The organism is Streptomyces sp. CHD11 (genome assembly GCF_018638295.1).
Lineage (GTDB): Bacteria > Actinomycetota > Actinomycetes > Streptomycetales > Streptomycetaceae > Streptomyces.
Window position 1 is genome coordinate 143,145 of record NZ_JABTTS010000027.1, and the last position, 17,973, is coordinate 161,117.

Here is a 17,973-nt window from a genome sequence, read left to right on the forward strand (position 1 = left end):
GGCCGTCGGGCGGGGCGGCCCGGACCACCGACGCCGTGCCGGTGGACGCCGGCAGGCGTGCCGGGGCCCGTGGGTCGCCGTCAGCCGGCGTCCGTGGCGCGCTCCAGCAGCGGGGCCGCGTCGGAGAGTACCCCGGCCAGCCTCGACAGGGTCTCCTCGTCCCGCTCCACCGCGTCCAGCACCGGGCCCGCCGCCGTGTTCCAGCGCCGGGCGACCGCGGCCGGGTCCTCACCGGTGAGCAGCCCGGCCGCCTGCGCCGCCGCGCCGAGCGCGACCAGTTCCCTGGCCTCGGGCACCTGCACGGGCCGTCCCGACAGCCGTCGTACGGTCTGCTGCCAGGCCGTGCCCCGGGCTCCGCCGCCGATCAGCAGCAGGGGCGCCGACGGGTCGGCGTCCTCGTCGAGGACGAGGTCCAGCGCGGCCAGCAGGGAGTACACGGCGCCGTCGTAGGCCGCCTGGAGCAGCTGGCCCCCGGTGGTGTCGTGCCGCAGCCCGTGCAGCAGGCCGGAGGAGTGCGGGAGGTTCGGGGTGCGCTCGCCGTCCAGGAAGGGCAGCAGCGTCACGCCGTGACCCGCCTCGACGGCCTCGCGGTCCAGTCCCAGCAGGGCCGCGACCCGGTCCACGGCGAGCGTGCAGTTGAGGGTGCAGGCCAGCGGCAGCCAGTCGCCGCGCGCGTCGGCGAAGCCCGCCACGGTGCCGGTCGGGTCGGCCTGCCGGTGCCGGGACACGGCGTACACGGTGCCCGACGTGCCGAGGCTCATCACCGGCGTGCCCGGACGCACTCCGAGCCCCAGCGCGGCGGCGGCGTTGTCGCCGGTGCCGCATGCCACCAGGGTGCCCTTGGAGAACGGCAGGTCGTGACCGTCGCGCACGGTGCCGGCGACCTCGCCGGGCCGCACCACGCGCGGCAGCAGCGCCGGGTCGAGGCCCACCCGCGCGAGGATCTCCTCGTCGTACGCCTCGGTCCCGGACGCCCACCATCCGGTGCCGGAGGCATCGCCGCGGTCGGTCGTGCCCTCACCGGTGAGCCGCTCGGTGAGGTAGTCGTGCGGGAGCCGGACCGCCCTGGTGGCGCGTACCGCGTCCGGCTCGTGCTCCGCCAGCCACGCCCACTTGGTGACCGTGAAGGAGGCGGCCGGCACGCTTCCCGTGCGTTCGGCCCAGAACTTCGCGCCGCCCAGCTCCTCGACCAGCCGGGCCGCCTGCGGCGCGGAACGCACGTCGTTCCACAACAGCGCGGGCCGGACCGGATCCCCCTGCCCGTCCAGGGTCACCAGGCCGTGCTGCTGTCCGCCGATCGACACCGCGGCGGCCTCGTGCGCGGCCTCGCCGCACTGGCGCAGTGCCTCGGACAGGGCGTCCCACCACTGGCGCGGATCACTTTCCCGGCCCGCGCCCGAGGTCACCGTGTGCGGGGCCTGGCCGCTCGCGACGACCCTGCCGGTCGCCACGTCGACGACCAGGGCCTTGGTGGACTGGGTGGATGTGTCCACGCCGACGACGAGCGGACCTTCGGCTGCTGACATCGGTCTCTCCCTCTTCCGCCACCGGCGGGGTGTGTCTCTTCCCAGATCTGTTCCTGCATACTAATTTGTAAACCGCCATGACGAAATAGTCTCAGTGAGCAAGGAGCCGCGGCATGAACTACCAGCCCACCCCCGAGGACAAGTTCACCTTCGGCCTGTGGACCGTCGGCTGGCAGGGACGGGACCCCTTCGGTGACGCCACGCGCAGCGCCCTCGACCCGGCCGAGTCGGTCCGGCGTCTGGCCGAGCTGGGCGCCCACGGCGTCACCTTCCACGACGACGACCTCATCCCCTTCGGCTCGAGCGGCAGCGAGCGCGAGGAGCACATCAAGCGGTTCCGTCAGGCGCTGGACGACACCGGCATGAAGGTGCCGATGGCCACCACCAACCTGTTCACCCACCCGGTGTTCAAGGACGGCGGCTTCACCGCCAACGACCGCGACGTGCGCCGCTACGCGCTGCGCAAGACCATCCGCAACATCGACCTCGCGGTCGAGCTCGGCGCGGAGACCTACGTCGCCTGGGGCGGCCGTGAGGGCGCGGAGTCCGGTGCCGCCAAGGACGTCCGCGTCGCCCTCGACCGCATGAAGGAGGCCTTCGACCTGCTCGGGGAGTACGTCACCGCCCAGGGCTACGACATCCGCTTCGCCATCGAGCCCAAGCCGAACGAGCCGCGCGGCGACATCCTGCTGCCCACCATCGGTCACGCCCTGGCGTTCATCGAGCGCCTCGAGCGGCCGGAGCTGTACGGGGTGAACCCCGAGGTGGGCCACGAGCAGATGGCCGGCCTCAACTTCCCGCACGGCATCGCGCAGGCGCTGTGGGCGGGCAAGCTGTTCCACATCGACCTCAACGGCCAGTCCGGCATCAAGTACGACCAGGACCTCCGCTTCGGCGCGGGCGATCTGCGTGCCGCGTTCTGGCTGGTCGACCTGCTGGAGACGGCCGGTTACGAGGGCCCGCGGCACTTCGACTTCAAGCCGCCGCGGACCGAGGACTTCGACGGCGTGTGGGCCTCGGCGGCCGGCTGCATGCGCAACTACCTGATCCTCAAGGAGCGCGCGGCGGCGTTCCGCGCGGACCCGGAGGTGCAGGAGGCGCTGCGCGCGGCCCGCCTGGACGAACTGGCGCAGCCCACGGCCGGCGAGGGCCTCCAGGCCCTGCTCGGCGACCGGTCCGCCTTCGAGGACTTCGACCCGGACGCGGCCGCCGCCCGGGGCATGGGCTTCGAGCGTCTCGACCAGCTGGCGATGGACCACCTGCTGGGTGCCCGGGGCTGAACCCCAGCCCTCCGCCACGCGCGGGCACGGACGGCTCCGCTCCCGCACAGGCGCGCGGGACCGTGATCCCGCGCGCACGGCCGCCGGCCCACGGAGCGTCGCCGCCGACTCGCCGCGGTAACCGGGTTCCCGCGCGCACGTCCGGCCTTCCCGCGCCGCAGCCGTGACGACCTCGCACGCGCCCGTCCGCGCGCTCCCGCGCGGCACGCCGCGCCCTCTCCGAGCGGAGTGCGCCGTCGTCACGGCGCCCGAGCCCGCCCCGCGTGAACGCCCGCGCGGCGCCCTCGCGCGGGCACGGTGTCCGCGGCCACCGTGGTGCGTATGGCCACGCCACCGGTACCGCCTCAGCAGCCGCCCGGCCCGCCGGGCGGTACACCGCCCCCGGACGGCGGCTTCGGCCCGCCCTCGTACGGGGGCGGAGGCGACCCCCCGCCCCCGCCGCCCGGCGATCACGGTGGCGGCCCCGGACGCGGACCCGGTGGACGCAGGCTGCTGCTGGTCCTGCCGGCCGTGATCGCGGCCGTGGCGGCCGTCTCCCTCATCGTGCTCATGGCCTCGGACGACGACGTCTCCCCGGACAGGGAACCCGGCGGGACGAGCACAGGCCCGGGCGGGCCGCCCTCCGTCCTCCCCAGCGGGCTGCCCTCGGACTTCCCGACCGAGCTGCCCTCCGGTCTCCCGACGGGACTGCCCTCCGGTCTCCCGACGGGACTGCCCTCGGACTTCCCGACCGAACTGCCGAGCGGGGTGCCCAGCGACCTTCCGAGCGGCCTCGAGTCGCTGCTGCCGTCCCTGGGGGAGGTCGGACTGCCCTGACCGGGGCGCGGCAGGAGTACTACTCGGCGCGGGTGTGCTCCGCCGAGGCGAGGGCGGCGGCCGGGTCCGGGCCGGGGCCGCCCGCCGGGATCCAGCGGCCGCGCTCCTTCCGGTAGGGCCACCACCGTCCGTCGCGGCCCAGCCGCAGCTGCACGGGCGCGCCGACGACCGTCCAGCGGTTGGCCCGGGCCCGGAGAGCCGGCCGTTCGTCCCCGTCCCAGGCGGACTCCAGGGCGGCACGCGCGCGTGCGAGGCCGTCCCCGCGCACCGTCCACTCCTCGTCGAGCACGGCCAGCGCCGCCGTACCACCGTGCCGCCAGGCCCGTACCGCCACGGCCAGACCCTCCCGGCCGCGCCCCGACCCTTCGGCGAGCCGGTCCGCCACCGCGCGGGAGGGCTCGCCGGCGGCCAGCCGGACAGCGTCCTGGGCCACCGTCGTCCCCGGCTCCCCGGCGTCCGCCTCCCGGTCTTCCCGCAGCAGCTCCGCCAGCAGCCGGTGGGCCCGCACGGCGGTCCGGGCGGCCAGGAACTCCAGCGCGGCCGGATCGATGCCTTCCGGCGGTGCGTCCTCCGTGCCGGGCGACGGCGGGACCCCGGGCTCCGTGGGGAGCACGGGTGCGCCGGGAAGCGATGGCAGAATGTCACCGGCCGCGTACGCCTCGGCCGCGTCCACGCCTTCCGCACCCCGCGCGGGCCGTCCGGCGGCCGCGTCGCCCGGTGCGCGGAGGGCGTCCAGCAGGGCGCTCTCACCCCGTCCCCGCAACAGCAGCAGGACGAACGGGTCCTGGTCCAGCAGCCGGGCCAGCTGGTAGCAGAGCGCCGCGGTGTGACCGCAGTGGTCCCAGGCCCCGCAGTCGCACTCCGGTTCGAGATCGCCGAGGCCCGGCAGCAGTTCGACGCCGGCCGACTCCGCGTCCTCGACCAGATGCGGGGGCATCTCCCGGTCGAGCAGCGCCGCCACATGCCCGGCCCGCTCGACGGCCAGGGCCAGGAACCGGTCCCACTGCCGCCCGGACAGCTCCCGCAACAGGACGTCCGCGCGGTGCGCCGTACGGTCCCGGTCGCGTACGACCGCGGTGATACGGCCGGGCCGCACGGACACCGCGCCGACCGCTCCCGCGCGGGCGAGCCGGCGGCCCGCCTTCAGCTGCCCGGAGTCCAGGGCCGTGCCCTCCAGCGCGTCCACCCAGGCCCGCCCCCACCAGCTCTGCGCGAAACCGCGGCCCCGGGCGGGCGGCAGGGCCGCGAAGGTGCGCTCCCCGTCGGTCTCGTCACCGTCGTACGCGTTCATCGCGGTCCCCCTCGCAGTTCGACCAGATCCGCCAGTTCGGTGTCCGTGAGTTCGGTGAGCGCCGCCTCGCCGGAGCCGAGCACGGCGTCGGCCAGCTCCCGCTTGCGCACCAGCAGCTCGGCGATGCGGTCCTCGATGGTCCCCTCGGTGATGATCCGGTGCACCTGCACCGGCCGGGTCTGACCGATGCGGTACGCCCGGTCCGTCGCCTGCGCCTCGACGGCGGGGTTCCACCAGCGGTCGTAGTGCACGACATGCTCCGCGCGGGTGAGGTTCAGCCCGGTGCCCGCCGCCTTCAACGACAGCAGGAACACCGGCACCCCGCCGTCCTGGAAGCGGCGCACCATCGCCTCGCGCGCGGCGACCGGCGTGCCGCCGTGCAGGAACTGCGTCGGTACGCCCCGGGCGGCCAGATGTCGTTCCAGCAGCCGGGCCATCCGCACGTACTGCGTGAACACCAGCACCCCGGCCTGTTCGGTGAGAACCGTGTCGAGGAGCTCGTCCAGCAGCTCCAGCTTCCCGGACCGTCCGGCGACCACCGGCCGCTCCTCCTTGAGGAACTGCGCCGGGTGGTTGCAGATCTGCTTCAGACCGGTGAGCAGTTTCACGATCATGCCGCGCCGCGTCATGCTGTCGGCGCCGGAGATCCCGGCCAGCGCCTCGCGCGCCACGGCCTCGTACAGCGCCGTCTGCTCCTGGGTGAGCGACACGGCGTGATCGGTCTCCGTCTTCGGCGGCAGCTCGGGCGCGATCCCCGGATCCGACTTGCGGCGGCGCAGCAGGAACGGGCGGACCAGCCGGGCCAGCCGGTCCGCGGCGGCGGGATCCCGCCCGCTCTCGACGGCGTCCGCGTACCGCGTGCGGAAGGTGCCGAGCCGGCCCAGCAGTCCGGGCGTCGTCCAGTCGAGGATCGCCCACAGTTCCGACAGGTTGTTCTCCACCGGTGTACCGGTGAGCGCCACGCGCGCGCGTGCCCCGATGGAACGCAGTTGCCGGGCCGTCGACGAGTACGGGTTCTTCACGTGCTGGGCCTCGTCGGCGACGACCATGCCCCAGCGGACCCCGGCCAGCCGGGCGGCGTCCATCCGCATGGTGCCGTACGTGGTGAGCACGACCTCGCCGTCGCCGAGACCGTCCAGCGCACGCCGGGCACCATGGAAGCGGCGCACCGCGGTGCCGGGCGCGAAGCGCTCGATCTCCCGCTGCCAGTTGCCCATCAGCGAGGTCGGGCAGACCACCAGGGTGGGCCCCTCGGACGCGGGATCGCCCCGGCGGTGCAGATGCAGCGCGATCAGGGTGACGGTCTTGCCCAGGCCCATGTCGTCGGCGAGACAGCAGCCCAGGCCCAGGGACGTCGTCCGGACCAGCCAGGTCAGGGCGCGCCGCTGGTAGTCCCGCAGGGTGGCGGCTAGGGCGGCCGGCTGGGCCACCGGGTCCTGCGCCTCGGGGTCCGCGAGCCGGTCCCGCAGAGCCGCCGGCCACCCGGTGGGCCGTACCTCGATCCGGCTTCCGCCGGCTTCCACGGAGCCCGTGAGTGCCGCGCCGAGCGCGTCGAGCGGGGCGATCCGCCGGTTCCGGTGCGCCCGGGCCCGGGCCAGTTCCCGGGGGTCGATCAGGACCCACTGGTCGTGCAGCCGGACGAGGGGGCGGTTCTGCTCGGCCAGCCGGTCCAGTTCCTCGCGGGTCAGGCTCCGGTCGCCCAGCGCGAACGACCAGTCGAAGGCGAGCAGCGCGTCGGCGGACAGGAACGAAGGCACCTGCGCGATGCCGGTCCCGGCGGACCCCGGGCCGTCGTCGGCGGGGCCGACCTCCGCGCGGAGGGTGAACTCGCGGACGAGCCCCTTGGGCCAGTGCACGTCGACACCCGAGCCGGCGAGTGCCCGGCCGCCGTCGCCGAGGAGATCCGTGACCTCCTCCTCCGCCAGGCCGACGGCGTCCGGCACGGTCGACGACAACAGGGGGGCGAGGGGCGGCCAGGCCCGTGCCGCGCGGCGCAGCGCCAGCAGGGCGGTCATCCGCGCCGAGGGGCCGAAGGGCCCGTCCGCGTTCCCGGACCACACGTCGGCGGCGTCCGCGACGAGGGCGGGATCGTTCACACCGTGCAGCTGCAGGACGGCCCGGAACGAGACGTCCGCGGTGTCGGACGCGCTGCCGAACGCTTCGCCGGAGACGTCGTCCGGCCCGTCCGCCAGTCCGCTCACCTCGATCCGCAGCGAGAGCCGAACGCCCGCGTCGTGTCCCGCGGCGATGTCGGAGGCCCAGGACCGGAGTCCGGGCAGCCGCTGCGGTTCCGGCACCGCGAAAGCCGCTGTGCCGGTCACGAGGTGCGCGGCGGGGGAGCGGGGGAGGGTGTCGGCGACGGCGTCGAGGAAGGCGCGCAGCAATTGCCCGGGTTCGGGCAGACGCGCCGCGCCGGTGCTGTCGGCGCCGGTCAGGGGCACGGCATGCGCCTCGGGCGGCATCGCGGCGGCGAGCCGGCGGATCGCCTCGATGTCCGGCGCGTCCAGCGGGCCGACGCGCCAGGCGTCGTGGTCGGCGCGGGACAGTCCGGGCAGCAGCAGACCGCGCGCCACCAGGTGCAGGGCGTGGAGGGCGGCGACGCCCCAGAAGCGGGCGGCCCGGTGCCCTCCGGCGGCGGCCCGCGCACGCGCGAGGACCGGAACCGCGGTGTCCAGCGGCAGCAGGGCGGCCGGCACCCGCACGGTCTCGATTCCGTCGTCGCCGGGCATGACGACCGTCAGGCGCCCGGCCGACGCCGGTTCCACGGACGGCGGAACGGAACCGTCCGGACGCCAGAAGGCGACCCGGCCCGTGCGGGCCGGGTCACCGGGAACGAACACGGCAGAGCAGTGGATCAGTTCGGCGAACGCGGAGGCGGATGCCGGGGGAGTCGTCTGCGCAGCGATGACGGGATTCCTCAAACTTGACTAGTGGTGCCGGAGCGGTCGACGGTACAACATGAGCGACGTCGGCCGGGTATGCGTGTGCTGTGAGCCGAGTCACCATGGAGACACGCCGTGGATCTTTCGCGAGTCCGGGAGGCCCGGGGAGCCCGGGGAGTCCGTCGAGTGTGTCGTCAGGAGGCTCCGACGGGTCCCGGGGAGACCCTGAGGGGCGTAACTCGGGGATGTCTCAGGGTCGCGGTCCGGAACCGCCGGAAGGGCGGGCCCGTTGTCACGACAGAGAGCGGCAGTGGCCGCGAAGGAGGCGACACTCATGTCGAAGAACGCCAAGATTGCCGCAGGGGGTGCGGCGGCCGGACTCATCCTGCTCATCTGGCTGCCCTGGTGGACCGTGCTTCTGATCATCCTGGGAGTCCCGGCTGCCGTCTACCTCACCCTCGACCCCGCCCAGCGGCGCAGGCTGCGCCGCGTCTCGCGCAAGGAGCTGGGCCGCTGAGGCGCTACCGGGTCACCGTCTCACCGGAGTCCAGCGCGCAGGAGTCGACCACATCGCCGTCCGCGGGCCTTTCGATCGTCCGGTCCGCGGGCGGCGTGACCCCGCGCTCCACCCAGGCGGTCAGAGCGTCGAAGGCCGAGCGGTAACAGGGCAGGATCGGCCGCAGCCGGTCCGGATGGGTGTCGTACAGACCGTCGACATGCGTGCCGTCCCGCACCGTGTAATAGCGGTGCAGCCGCCCTCGCCCGCTCGCCTCGATCATGTCGTCGTACACATCGGAGTCGACGGCCTTGGGCAGCAGCGTGTCCAGATCACCGTGCAGGGTGATCAGGGGCCGGCCGATCCGCCCGGTGAGCGCCACCCGGTTCACGGCGCGGTGCACGGACGCCGGGCGCGCGCTGTAGTCGTAGTCGGCGTCGGAGGGGCAGGGCGTGAGGAAGCCCTCCGGTGCCGACCCCGAGGAGGATCCGGGACAGCCGGGGTCGTAGGCCGGGTCGAACTCGGCGCGGTAGATCTTCTGCGTGACGCCCCAGTACGCCTGGGCGTGGTACGGCCACAGGAACTCGGACCCGCGTGCGAAGCCCGCCGCGTACATGTCGTCGTCGGTCGCCCTGCCGAGCGTCCATGCCACCGCCACCGGCAGGGAGGCCAGCGGCTGACGCCCTTCACCGGCCCACAGCGTGCCCTCCCAGTCCACCCCGCCGTCGTACAGCTCCGGGTGTTTCTCCAGCTGCCAGCGCGTGAGGTAGCCGCCGTTGGACACACCCGTCATGTACGTGCGGCGCGGGGCGTGCCCATAGCGCTGTGCCACGGCGTGTCGCGCCGCCCGGGTCAGCTGGGTGGTCCGCGCGTTCCACTCGGCGACCGCGTCGCCCGGCCGCCGGCCGTCCCGGTGGAAGTCGGCACCGCTGTTCCCCTTGTCGGTCGCCGCGTAGGCGTAGCCGCGCGCCAGTACGTGGTCGGAGATCGCCTCGTCGGTCGCGTACTGCTTGCGGTTGCCCGGTGCGCCGGTGACCACCAGCCCTCCGTTCCAGCGGTCGGGCAGCCGGATCACGAACTGCGCGTCGTGCGCCCAGCCGTGGGTGTCGTTGAAGCGGGAGGAGTCCGGGAAGTACCCGTCGATCTGCACTCCGGGCACGCCGGAGGGCGACCGGGTGGCGGCGGCGGTCAGTCCTGCCTGGTCGGCCAGGTCGGTGTACGGGGTGCCGGCCAGACCCGCGGTGGTCAGATCGGCAAGACAGACGCCGCGCTGACGGGCCGCGCCGGGCACGCGTACCTGCTCCTGGCGGGCACAGTGACCGTCCCCGGCCGCGCGGGCCGCACCGGCCTGGGCCGGAGCGGTCATGGCGACCGCGGTGAGGACGGCGGCGAGCAGCGGAACACCATGAGAGGGACGCATGACGGCCTCCGGAGAGACGGGCGGCGGAAGGGAGAGGGGGAGGGAGAGGGGACGGTCACGGAACCGCCCCGTGAGGGCGTCCGGCCTGGCCGTCTCCCATCGGCCGGTGTCCTGCGGAACGGCGCCCACGCGGGGGTCGCAGCACACGCTAACGTCCGGCACCCGTGCCTCCGTCGAAGGCCGCGCCTGCTCAGAGCGGTCGTACGGCCATCTGGTCGAGCGCTTCGAGGAGACCCGGCAGCTCCGCTCCACGACCCACCGGGAGGACCTCGCCGGGTTCGTCGTCGAGCAGGACGAAGGCGATGTCGTCCGTCCTGGCCACCAGCGACCAGCCGGGCCCGTCGGCGCGCAGCGTGCGCGCACCGCCCGGAGCGAAGGACGAGCGGACCCGGCCGAGCGGCGGCGGTGAGTCGACATAGGCGCGCGCTTCGGCCAGCACCCGCCGGATCCCGCTGTGACCGGCCGGCGGCCCGTCCCCACCGTCGCTCGTCCCGCTCCGTTCGTCCTCGGTGTCGTCCGCCCCGCCGTCCCCCGCGGTGTCCTCGCGGCCGCCGGCCGCCTCCGCCGGACCGCCCGGTGACGGGAACGCCGAGTCGTCGACCTGTTCTCGCCAGGTCGCCCACTGGAGCGCGATCTCGTCCGCTCCCAGACGGCGCTGCGCCGGACCCCAGACAGCGGCGTCCGGCGGCGTCAGCGGGGCCCCGTCCGCGATGTCCGGGCCGGGATCGTGCGGCGCGGGCACGCCCGGCGCCGCGACGGCGACCGCCAGGGGCCAGCCCGGCAGTGCGGTGACGACCGTGCGCTCCTGCGGCGACAGGTCGTGCTCCATGCCGCAGTCCCAGGAGGCGATCGCGACGGCGACCAGCGAGACGTCGTCGACGACGACGGTCCACCGGGCGCCCTCGCCGTCCTGGCCGAGCACCAGCCCGTACCCGTCCGCGACAGGCGGAAGGCCGAGGGCCGCACACGCCTCCGGATAGTCGTCGCCCAGCACGCTCGGGAACTTCGCCGGCGTGAGCAGCGCCGCCGTCAGCACATAGAGCGCGTCGTCCGCGGCGGCGACGGCTTCCTCGTCCGTCCCGGCCATCCCAGCCTCCCCATCGGTAGGTCCGTCGGCGCGCACCATATGCCGATCCCGAGCCCCTTGTCACGGCCCTGCAGCCATACCCGGAGCTGCGGGTTTCCGGCCGGACGGGGCGAAGCGGCCAGGCGCCCGCGGGCAGGTCGGGCGCCCCTGGGTCCCGGTGGCGGCCGTGTGAGAGCTTCCAGGGCCCGCTCCCTCCACCTCGCTGATCGTGCGGACCCCGCTACTCAACGTATAGTTGCCGCTTCGGCGGCAGGAGGGGGCGGCCCGGTGCGACGCTATGAACGGCTGGAACGGATCCGGCGAATGGACCCCGGCCGGGAGGCCACGGAGATCTACCGGCTCAGCTCGGCCTACGAGTTCCCGTGGGACTACACCCGGGCTCTCGAGCTGGCCCTCTACCGCACCTACGCCGTTCCCCGGATCGGGCGCCTGCTGGCCATGACCGGGGAGCTCACCGACCGCTCCCAGAAGCGCTATGACGACACCTCACTCCTCCTGGACGCCGTCGTGGAGCACGGATTCGGCAGCGAGCAGGGCAGGACGGCGATCCGCCGCATCAACCGGATGCACCAGGCCTACGACATCCCCGACGACGACATGCGGTACGTCCTGTGCACCTTCGTGGTGATGCCCCGCCGGTGGATCGACGCCTACGGATGGCGCAGGCTGTCGCGGCACGAGGTGGTCGCCGGCGCCGTTCACTACCGGACCCTGGGCCGGCACATGGGCATCAAGGACATCCCCGGGTCCTACGAGGAGTTCGAGAGCTGCCTGGACGCCTACGAGGAGACGCACTTCGGCTGGGACGAGGAAGCGCGGCGGGTCTCGGACGCCACCCTCGATCTCATGGCTTCCTGGTACCCGCGCCCGCTCGCCCCCGTACTGCGCACGGCCACGCTCGCCCTGCTCGACGCACCCCTGCTGAGTGCCTTCCGCTATACGCCGCCGAGCGCGGCCACGCGTACGTGGGTGCGCCGTGCGGTAAGGCTGCGGGGCCGCGCGGTCCGGCTGCTGCCGCCCCGCCGGGCCCCGCACTTCGCCCGGCAGAACCGGGAGATCAGGAGCTATCCGGACGGCTACCGGACGGCGGACCTCGGCACCACTCCGGTGCCCGGACTGCGTGGCTGTCCGGTACGGCGCCCGGACTGACCACCGGGCGCCCAGCGGGGCTCAGCCCGCGCACACGGCCAGCGCCAGGAACCGGGTGTCCTCGTCGGTGTACGACGTCATGCGCCAGCCCGAACGCGTCAGCAGGGAACGGAGATTCGGCTCCGCGCGGAGATCGTCCGGTGTGATCGTGCGCCCCTGACGGGCGGCGAGCGCCGCCCTGCCGACCGGATGGAACAGCGCGAGCACGCCGCCGGGCCGCACCACGCGGGCGATCTCCCGCAGGTTCCCGGCCGGGTCGGGCAGATGCGCGATCAGTCCCGCCGCGAACACGGCGTCCAGAGAGGCGGAGCGCAGCGGCAGCACGGCGACGTCGGCCAGCAGCAAAGCCCCGTCGCGGTCCCGTCCGGCCCGCGCCGCCGCCCGCAGCATGGCCGGGGTCAGATCGGCGCCGAGAACCACGCCCGAGGGCCCCACCGCCGCCCGCAGCGCAGGCAGGGCCCGCCCGGTACCGCAGCCCGCGTCGAGCACCCGGCCGCCCTCGCGCAGACCGAGCGCGGCGACCGCGGTCGCGTACGCAGGCCCGTCGTCGGGGAAGCGGCGGTCCCAGTCCGCGGCCCGCGCGGTGAAGAACGCCTGGACGTGTGTGTGGTCGTCGCTCATGCTCCGCATGATCCCCCACCAGGGCGGGCGACACCGCCGCGCGCACCCCGGCTGCGTCGGATCCCGGCCGCTGCCGGGGAATACTCCCTGCCCGCGCTCCACGCCCCGGGCGTGAAGCGCCGCCGGCGCCCGGATCCTCGCCGCGAGGCCGTGTGCGACACCGTCCGCGGAGCCTTCACCGCCCCGGCGAACGGCCGTCGGCACGGACGGTGGACAGCTCGGCGGTGCGGGTCCCGTACGAGACGAACTCCCGCCACTCTTCCTCGGTCATCTTGTGTCCCGTGGCTTCCATCCTCCTTGCCCGGCGCCCGGTCGTGGTGAAGGCTGGCGCGGGGACCCTCCCGCGCGGAGGGGACGACATACGGGGCAGACCAAGGGCAAGATCAGGGGGACTCACGACATGGGGCAGAAACAGGGACTCGACTGGCTGCTGGACGACCTGACCCAACGGGTCGAACACGTTCGGCACGCGCTGGTCCTGTCCAACGACGGGCTGGTCACGGGTGCGAGCACGGGGCTGCGCCGCGAGGACGCGGAGCACCTCGCCGCCGTGTCGTCCGGTCTGCACAGCCTCGCCAAGGGTTCGGGACTGCACTTCGGCGCGGGCGGGGTGCGCCAGACGATGATCGAGTTCGACGACGCGGTGCTCTTCGTCACCGCCGCCGGCACCGGCAGCTGTCTGTGCGTGCTCAGCGGCGCCGAGGTGGACATCGGTCACATCGCCTACGAGATGACGCTCCTGGTCAACCGCGTCGGCGAGCACCTGGACCTGGATGCCCGCAAGCCGGAACCCGGAACCGACTTCTGACCTGGCGGTCTGCTCTCCCCTGCGGAGTTGTCCACAGGTCTGTCACATAGCGTGACCGGACGGCTACGGTTCTTCCCGGCGGGCGCACCCGGCGCCGGCCGAGCACACTTCACGGGGGAGCTGAGCATGCCCGGACACCACACCCTGACGCACCTGACGCACGAGGTCACCGGCACCGCCCTCGCCGAGCGGGCCGCGGGGAAGCCTGACTCCCGGATCACCACGGGCCGAGTGGCCCGGGAACTGGGCCTCCGGCGCTCCGAATTCGACCTGGCCGTGGATCTCGGCCGGATCCGTACGGCCTTCGGGGACGGCGGGGACGGCGGAGACGGCAGGGACGCGGGCGGCGGCGGAGAGGGCCGGCGTGTCGCCCGGGCCGAGATCGAGCGGCTGCGGGCAGGGCCGGATTCCCCCGGGACCCTGAGCCGGAGTGTGCGGACCGTGGGGGCCGCGGAGGGCGCCGCGCTCCTGGAGGTGCCCAGCACCCGGTTCATCCGCCTGGCGCGGCTGGGACTGCTGGTTCCGGTGAGGCTCCGCCTCCGCCTCCGCGCCGTCGTCTGGCTCCACCTGGCGCTGGAGTACGGCTGTTCGGGACCGACGACAAGAACGCGCCGCTGCTGACGGGGCGCCTGCCCGAGGGGCTCAGGAGCCGGCTCGACACCGGCCTCGACCTGCGCCCGCGTAACTGGCGCACCCGTCACCTGGTATGTCTGCTCCGTCGGGCCGACGGCCCCTGGGCGCGGGCCGGTGCGGTGGCGTCGGTGCTCGACCCGTTCCATGTTTCGACGACCGTCCCGGACCCCTGCGACCGGTCCCGTCCGGACCGGTTCCATGAGACGCCGTTCCCTCACGGAGATCCGGGCTCACCGGCCGCCCCTCTCGCGCGGGACCTCATGACGGCCCGCGACCCGGACGAGATCGCCTGGCTGCGGTCCGAACCGACCCGGCTGACGCGTCAGGCACGGGACACCGGCCGGGACCCCGCCCCGCCTTCCGCAGCCCCGGCACGGGTCACCGGCGGACAGCCCCGGCCGTCGGGCCGGCCCACGGGTCCCCCTGTGCCTGCTCGTCCGCCGGCGCCGCGGAAACCGGTGACCTACAGCGCCCGGAACAGCCCTTCCTGCACGACGGACACCAGCATCCGGCCCTCGATGTCGTAGATCCGGCCACGGGCCAGACCCCGTCCGCCGGTGGCGACCGGCGACTCCTGGTCGTACAGGAACCACTCGTCCGCCCGGAACGGGCGGTGGAACCACATGGCGTGGTCCAGCGACGCCATGTCGAAGCCACGCGGCCCCCACAGCGGCTCCACCGGGATCCGCACGGCGTCCAGCAGCGTCATGTCGCTGGCGTAGGTCAGGGCGCAGGTGTGCACCAGCGGATCGTCGCCGAGCGGACCGACCGCGCGCATCCACACCGCGCTGCGCGGCTCCGCGCCCTCGACCTCGGCCGGGTCCCAGCGCAGCCGGTCGACATAGCGGATGTCGAAGGGCTGCCGACGCGCCATCCGCTCCAGCTGCTCCGGAAGAACGCCCAGATGCTCGCGGATCTCGTCCGACACCGTCGGCAGCGACTCCGGGTCCGGGACCTTGCGGGCCGGCGGCAACTGGTGTTCGAAACTTCCCTGTTCAGGCTTGTGGAAGGAGGCGGTCAGATTGAAGATCGTGCGGCCCTGCTGCACCGCGGTGACCCGTCGGGTGGTGAACGACCGGCCGTCCCGCACCCGTTCGACCTGGTACACGATCGGCACCCCGGGCCGGCCGGGACGCAGGAAGTACGCGTGCAGGGAATGCACCGGGCGGTCGCCCTCGGTGGTGCGGCCGGCGGCGACCAGCGCCTGCCCGGCCACCTGCCCGCCGAAGACCCGCTGCAACGACTCCTGCGGGCTGCGGCCACGGAAGATGTCGACCTCGATCTGCTCCAGGTCGAGCAGGGCGACGAGGCTCTCGGCCGGATTGGTCATGGGCGGGTCTCTCCTGGGTTCACAGCTGGCCGACATCGGTGACACGGACGACGGCGCGGCCTTCCGTGTCGGAGGCGGTGAGATCGACTTCGGCACTGATGCCCCAGTCGTGGTCCCCGTTCGGGTCGTCGAAGATCTGCCGGACCCGCCACAGCCGGTTCTCCGGCTGCTCCTCGATCAGCAGCAGTTTCGGGCCGCGGGCGTCGGGGCCGGTGCCCAGGTCCTCGTACTCGTCCCAGTACTTGTCCATCGCCTCGCCCCAGGCGTCGGCGTCCCAGCCGCCGTCCCCGTCCAGTTCCCCCAGCTCCCGCACCTGGTCGAGGGCGGCGAGCTCGACCCTGCGGAACAAGGCGTTGCGGACCAGCACGCGGAAGGCACGTGCGTTGGCGGTGACGGGCTTGACCTGGTCGGCCCTCTCCTGGGCCTCCTCGGCGGTCATCTCCTGCGGATTGGCCAGCTGCTCCCACTCGTCCAGCAGGCTGGAGTCGACCTGACGCACCATCTCGCCCAGCCAGGCGATCAGATCCTCCAGGTCCTCCGACTTCAGGTCGTCGGGCACGGTGTGCTCCAGCGCCTTGTAGGCGCCGGCGAGATAGCGCAGCACGATGCCCTCGGTACGGGCCAGTTCGTAATGGGACACCAGCTCCGTGAAGGACATCGCACGCTCGTACATGTCCCGGATCACGGACTTGGGCGACAGCGGATGGTCACCGACCCACGGGTGGCTCTTGCGGTAGGTGTCGTAGGCGTGGAAGAGCAGCTCCTCCAGGGGCTTCGGGTAGGTGACGTCCTGGAGGCGCTCCATGCGCTCCTCGTACTCCACCCCGTCGGCCTTCATGGCGGCCACGGCCTCCCCGCGCGCCTTGTTCTGCTGGGCGGCGAGGATCTGGCGCGGATCGTCCAGGGTGGATTCGACCACGGAGACCATGTCCAGGGCGTACGACGGCGACTCCGGATCCAGCAGCTCGAACGCGGCGAGCGCGAACGTGGACAGCGGCTGGTTCAGCGCGAAGTCGTGCTGCAGGTCCACGGTCAGCCGCACGATGCGTCCCTCCGCGTCCGGCCGGTCGAGCTTCTCGACGACGCCGCCGTCCAGCAGCGAGCGGTAGATGGCGATCGCCCGCCGGATGTGCCGGAGCTGCTGCCTGCGGGGCTCGTGGTTGTTTTCCAGCAGCCGGCGCATCGCCTCGAAGGCGTTTCCGGGCCGGGCGATCACCGACAGCAGCATGGTGTGCGTGACCCGGAAGCGGGAGTTCAGCGGCTCCGGCTCGGATCCGATGAGCTTGTCGAAGGTCTGCTCGCTCCAGGCGATGAACCCCTCGGGTGCCTTCTTGCGCACGACCTTGCGGCGCTTCTTCGGATCGTCGCCGGCCTTGGCCAGGGCCTTCTCGTTCTCGACCACATGCTCGGGAGCCTGGGCCACCACAAAGCCCTCGGTGTCGAAGCCGGCGCGTCCGGCGCGGCCCGCGATCTGGTGGAACTCCCGGGCCCGCAGGGTGCGTACGCGAGTGCCGTCGTATTTGGTCAGGGCCGTGAACAGCACGGTGCGGATGGGGACGTTGACGCCCACACCGAGCGTGTCGGTGCCGCAGATGACCTTCAGCAGACCCGCCTGCGCGAGTTTCTCCACCAGCCGCCGGTACTTGGGCAGCATGCCGGCGTGGTGCACACCGATACCGTGCCGGACGTAACGCGACAGATTGCGGCCGAACTTGGTGGTGAAACGGAAGCTGCCGATGAGTTCGGCGATCCGCTCCTTCTCCTCGCGCGTGCACATGTTGATGCTCATCAGCGCCTGAGCACGCTCCACCGCCTGCGCCTGGGTGAAGTGCACGATGTAGACCGGCGCCTGCCGGGCGGCGAGCAGATCGGTGAGCGTCTCGGTGAGCGGTGTGTACCGGTACTCGTAGGACAGCGGAACGGGCCGGGTCGCCGAACGGACCACGGTGGCGGGGCGGCCGGTGCGGCGGGCGAGGTCCTGCTCGAAGAAGGAGACATCGCCGAGAGTCGCCGACATCAGCACGAACTGTGCCTGCGGCAGCTCCAGCAGGGGGATCTGCCAGGCCCAGCCGCGGTCCGGTTCCGCGTAGAAGTGGAACTCGTCCATCACCACCTGGCCCACGTCCGCGTGCCTGCCGTCGCGCAGCGCGATCGACGCCAGCACCTCGGCGGTACAGCAGATGACCGGGGCGTCCGCGTTGACGGACGCGTCGCCGGTGAGCATGCCGACGTTCTCCGTGCCGAAGATCTTGCACAGTTCGAAGAACTTCTCCGACACCAGCGCCTTGATGGGTGCGGTGTAGAAGGTGACCTGGTCGCGGGCCAGGGCGGCGAAATGGGCGCCGGCCGCGATCAGGCTCTTGCCGGAACCGGTGGGTGTCGACACGATCACGTTCGCACCGGAGACCACCTCGATCAGCGCCTCCTCCTGGTGGGGATAGAGGGTGAGGCCGCGTTCCTGGGTCCACGACTCGAAGGCCTCGTACAGGGCGTCGGGGTCGGCGGTCGGCGGGAGCTGATCGATGAGGGTCACGCACCCATCTTGCCTGCCCGCACGCCCGATGCGGGAATCGGCTTCGGAGCCGAAGATCGCGAACGCTACGCTGTGTCGCCGGCGGGGCGTCCATACGACCG

General features: G+C 73.2%; 13 protein-coding genes and 2 pseudogenes. 6 read left to right on the top strand and 9 right to left on the bottom strand.

Annotation, left to right across the window (positions count from 1 at the left end; translation table 11 throughout):
* Nucleotides 1-80 precede the first annotated feature (80 nt).
* On the bottom strand, nt 81-1,526 hold the full coding sequence (gene xylB / locus HTV45_RS24655; RefSeq protein ID WP_215208053.1) for a xylulokinase: 1,446 nt from the start codon (nt 1,524-1,526) through the stop codon (nt 81-83).
* Nucleotides 1,527-1,639: 113 nt separating this feature from the next.
* Here xylB and xylA point away from each other — a divergent pair, with 113 nt between their 5' ends.
* Together xylA and HTV45_RS24665 are read left to right on the top strand one after the other, a co-directional pair.
* On the top strand, nt 1,640-2,806 hold the full coding sequence (gene xylA, locus HTV45_RS24660; RefSeq protein ID WP_215208054.1) for a xylose isomerase: 1,167 nt from the start codon (nt 1,640-1,642) through the stop codon (nt 2,804-2,806).
* A 321-nt stretch (nt 2,807-3,127) separates the two neighbouring features.
* The gene (locus HTV45_RS24665; RefSeq protein WP_215208055.1) at nt 3,128-3,622 is read left to right on the top strand and encodes a hypothetical protein; all 495 of its coding nucleotides are present in this window, start codon (nt 3,128-3,130) and stop codon (nt 3,620-3,622) included.
* Nucleotides 3,623-3,641: 19 nt separating this feature from the next.
* Here the strand turns inward: HTV45_RS24665 and HTV45_RS24670 are convergent, their stop codons facing one another.
* Together HTV45_RS24670 and HTV45_RS24675 are read right to left on the bottom strand one after the other, a co-directional pair.
* Nucleotides 3,642-4,913 (bottom strand): SWF or SNF family helicase, encoded by a 1,272-nt coding sequence (locus HTV45_RS24670; RefSeq protein ID WP_215208056.1) that lies wholly within the window; start codon nt 4,911-4,913, stop codon nt 3,642-3,644.
* On the bottom strand, nt 4,910-7,642 hold the full coding sequence (locus tag HTV45_RS24675) for a DEAD/DEAH box helicase (RefSeq protein ID WP_251692705.1): 2,733 nt from the start codon (nt 7,640-7,642) through the stop codon (nt 4,910-4,912). Before HTV45_RS24675 ends, HTV45_RS24670 begins: the two co-directional genes overlap by 4 nt.
* Nucleotides 7,643-8,129: 487 nt before the next feature.
* Between HTV45_RS24675 and HTV45_RS24680 the strand changes: the two genes are divergently transcribed.
* On the top strand, nt 8,130-8,312 hold the full coding sequence (locus HTV45_RS24680; protein WP_215208057.1) for a hypothetical protein: 183 nt from the start codon (nt 8,130-8,132) through the stop codon (nt 8,310-8,312).
* Between the two features lie 4 nt (nt 8,313-8,316).
* Here HTV45_RS24680 and HTV45_RS24685 read toward each other — a convergent pair whose 3' ends face one another.
* Together HTV45_RS24685 and HTV45_RS24690 are read right to left on the bottom strand one after the other, a co-directional pair.
* Nucleotides 8,317-9,711 carry a tannase/feruloyl esterase family alpha/beta hydrolase gene (locus HTV45_RS24685; RefSeq protein WP_215208058.1) on the bottom strand — a complete coding sequence of 465 codons (1,395 nt, stop codon included), beginning with the start codon at nt 9,709-9,711 and terminating at the stop codon, nt 8,317-8,319.
* Nucleotides 9,712-9,901: 190 nt separating this feature from the next.
* The gene (locus HTV45_RS24690; RefSeq protein ID WP_215208059.1) at nt 9,902-10,798 is read right to left on the bottom strand and encodes a hypothetical protein; all 897 of its coding nucleotides are present in this window, start codon (nt 10,796-10,798) and stop codon (nt 9,902-9,904) included.
* Between the two features lie 267 nt (nt 10,799-11,065).
* On the opposite strand from HTV45_RS24690, the gene HTV45_RS24695 reads away from it, so the two are divergent.
* A complete protein-coding gene (locus HTV45_RS24695; protein ID WP_215208060.1) occupies nt 11,066-11,947 on the top strand; it encodes an oxygenase MpaB family protein in 882 nt (293 codons plus the stop codon).
* Nucleotides 11,948-11,968: 21 nt separating this feature from the next.
* On the opposite strand, the gene HTV45_RS24700 is transcribed toward HTV45_RS24695, so the two are convergent.
* A complete protein-coding gene (locus HTV45_RS24700; RefSeq protein WP_215208061.1) occupies nt 11,969-12,568 on the bottom strand; it encodes a class I SAM-dependent methyltransferase in 600 nt (199 codons plus the stop codon).
* Between the two features lie 193 nt (nt 12,569-12,761).
* Nucleotides 12,762-12,860: pseudogene (locus HTV45_RS24705) on the bottom strand (PPOX class F420-dependent enzyme); the annotation flags it as partial.
* 108 nt (nt 12,861-12,968) lie between these two features.
* On the opposite strand from HTV45_RS24705, the gene HTV45_RS24710 reads away from it, so the two are divergent.
* Together HTV45_RS24710 and HTV45_RS34485 are read left to right on the top strand one after the other, a co-directional pair.
* Entirely contained in the window at nt 12,969-13,376 is a 408-nt protein-coding gene (locus HTV45_RS24710; protein WP_215208062.1) for a roadblock/LC7 domain-containing protein, read from the top strand.
* Between the two features lie 126 nt (nt 13,377-13,502).
* Nucleotides 13,503-14,536, top strand: a pseudogene (locus HTV45_RS34485) (DUF6397 family protein).
* Here HTV45_RS34485 and HTV45_RS24720 read toward each other — a convergent pair.
* Nucleotides 14,473-15,339, bottom strand: a complete 867-nt coding sequence (locus HTV45_RS24720) for an acyl-CoA thioesterase II (RefSeq protein ID WP_215208064.1) — start codon at nt 15,337-15,339, stop codon at nt 14,473-14,475. The pseudogene HTV45_RS34485 and the gene HTV45_RS24720 overlap by 64 nt on opposite strands.
* 19 nt (nt 15,340-15,358) lie before the next feature.
* Nucleotides 15,359-17,902 carry a DUF3516 domain-containing protein gene (locus tag HTV45_RS24725; protein ID WP_308309746.1) on the bottom strand — a complete coding sequence of 848 codons (2,544 nt, stop codon included), beginning with the start codon at nt 17,900-17,902 and terminating at the stop codon, nt 15,359-15,361.
* Nucleotides 17,903-17,973 lie beyond the last annotated feature (71 nt).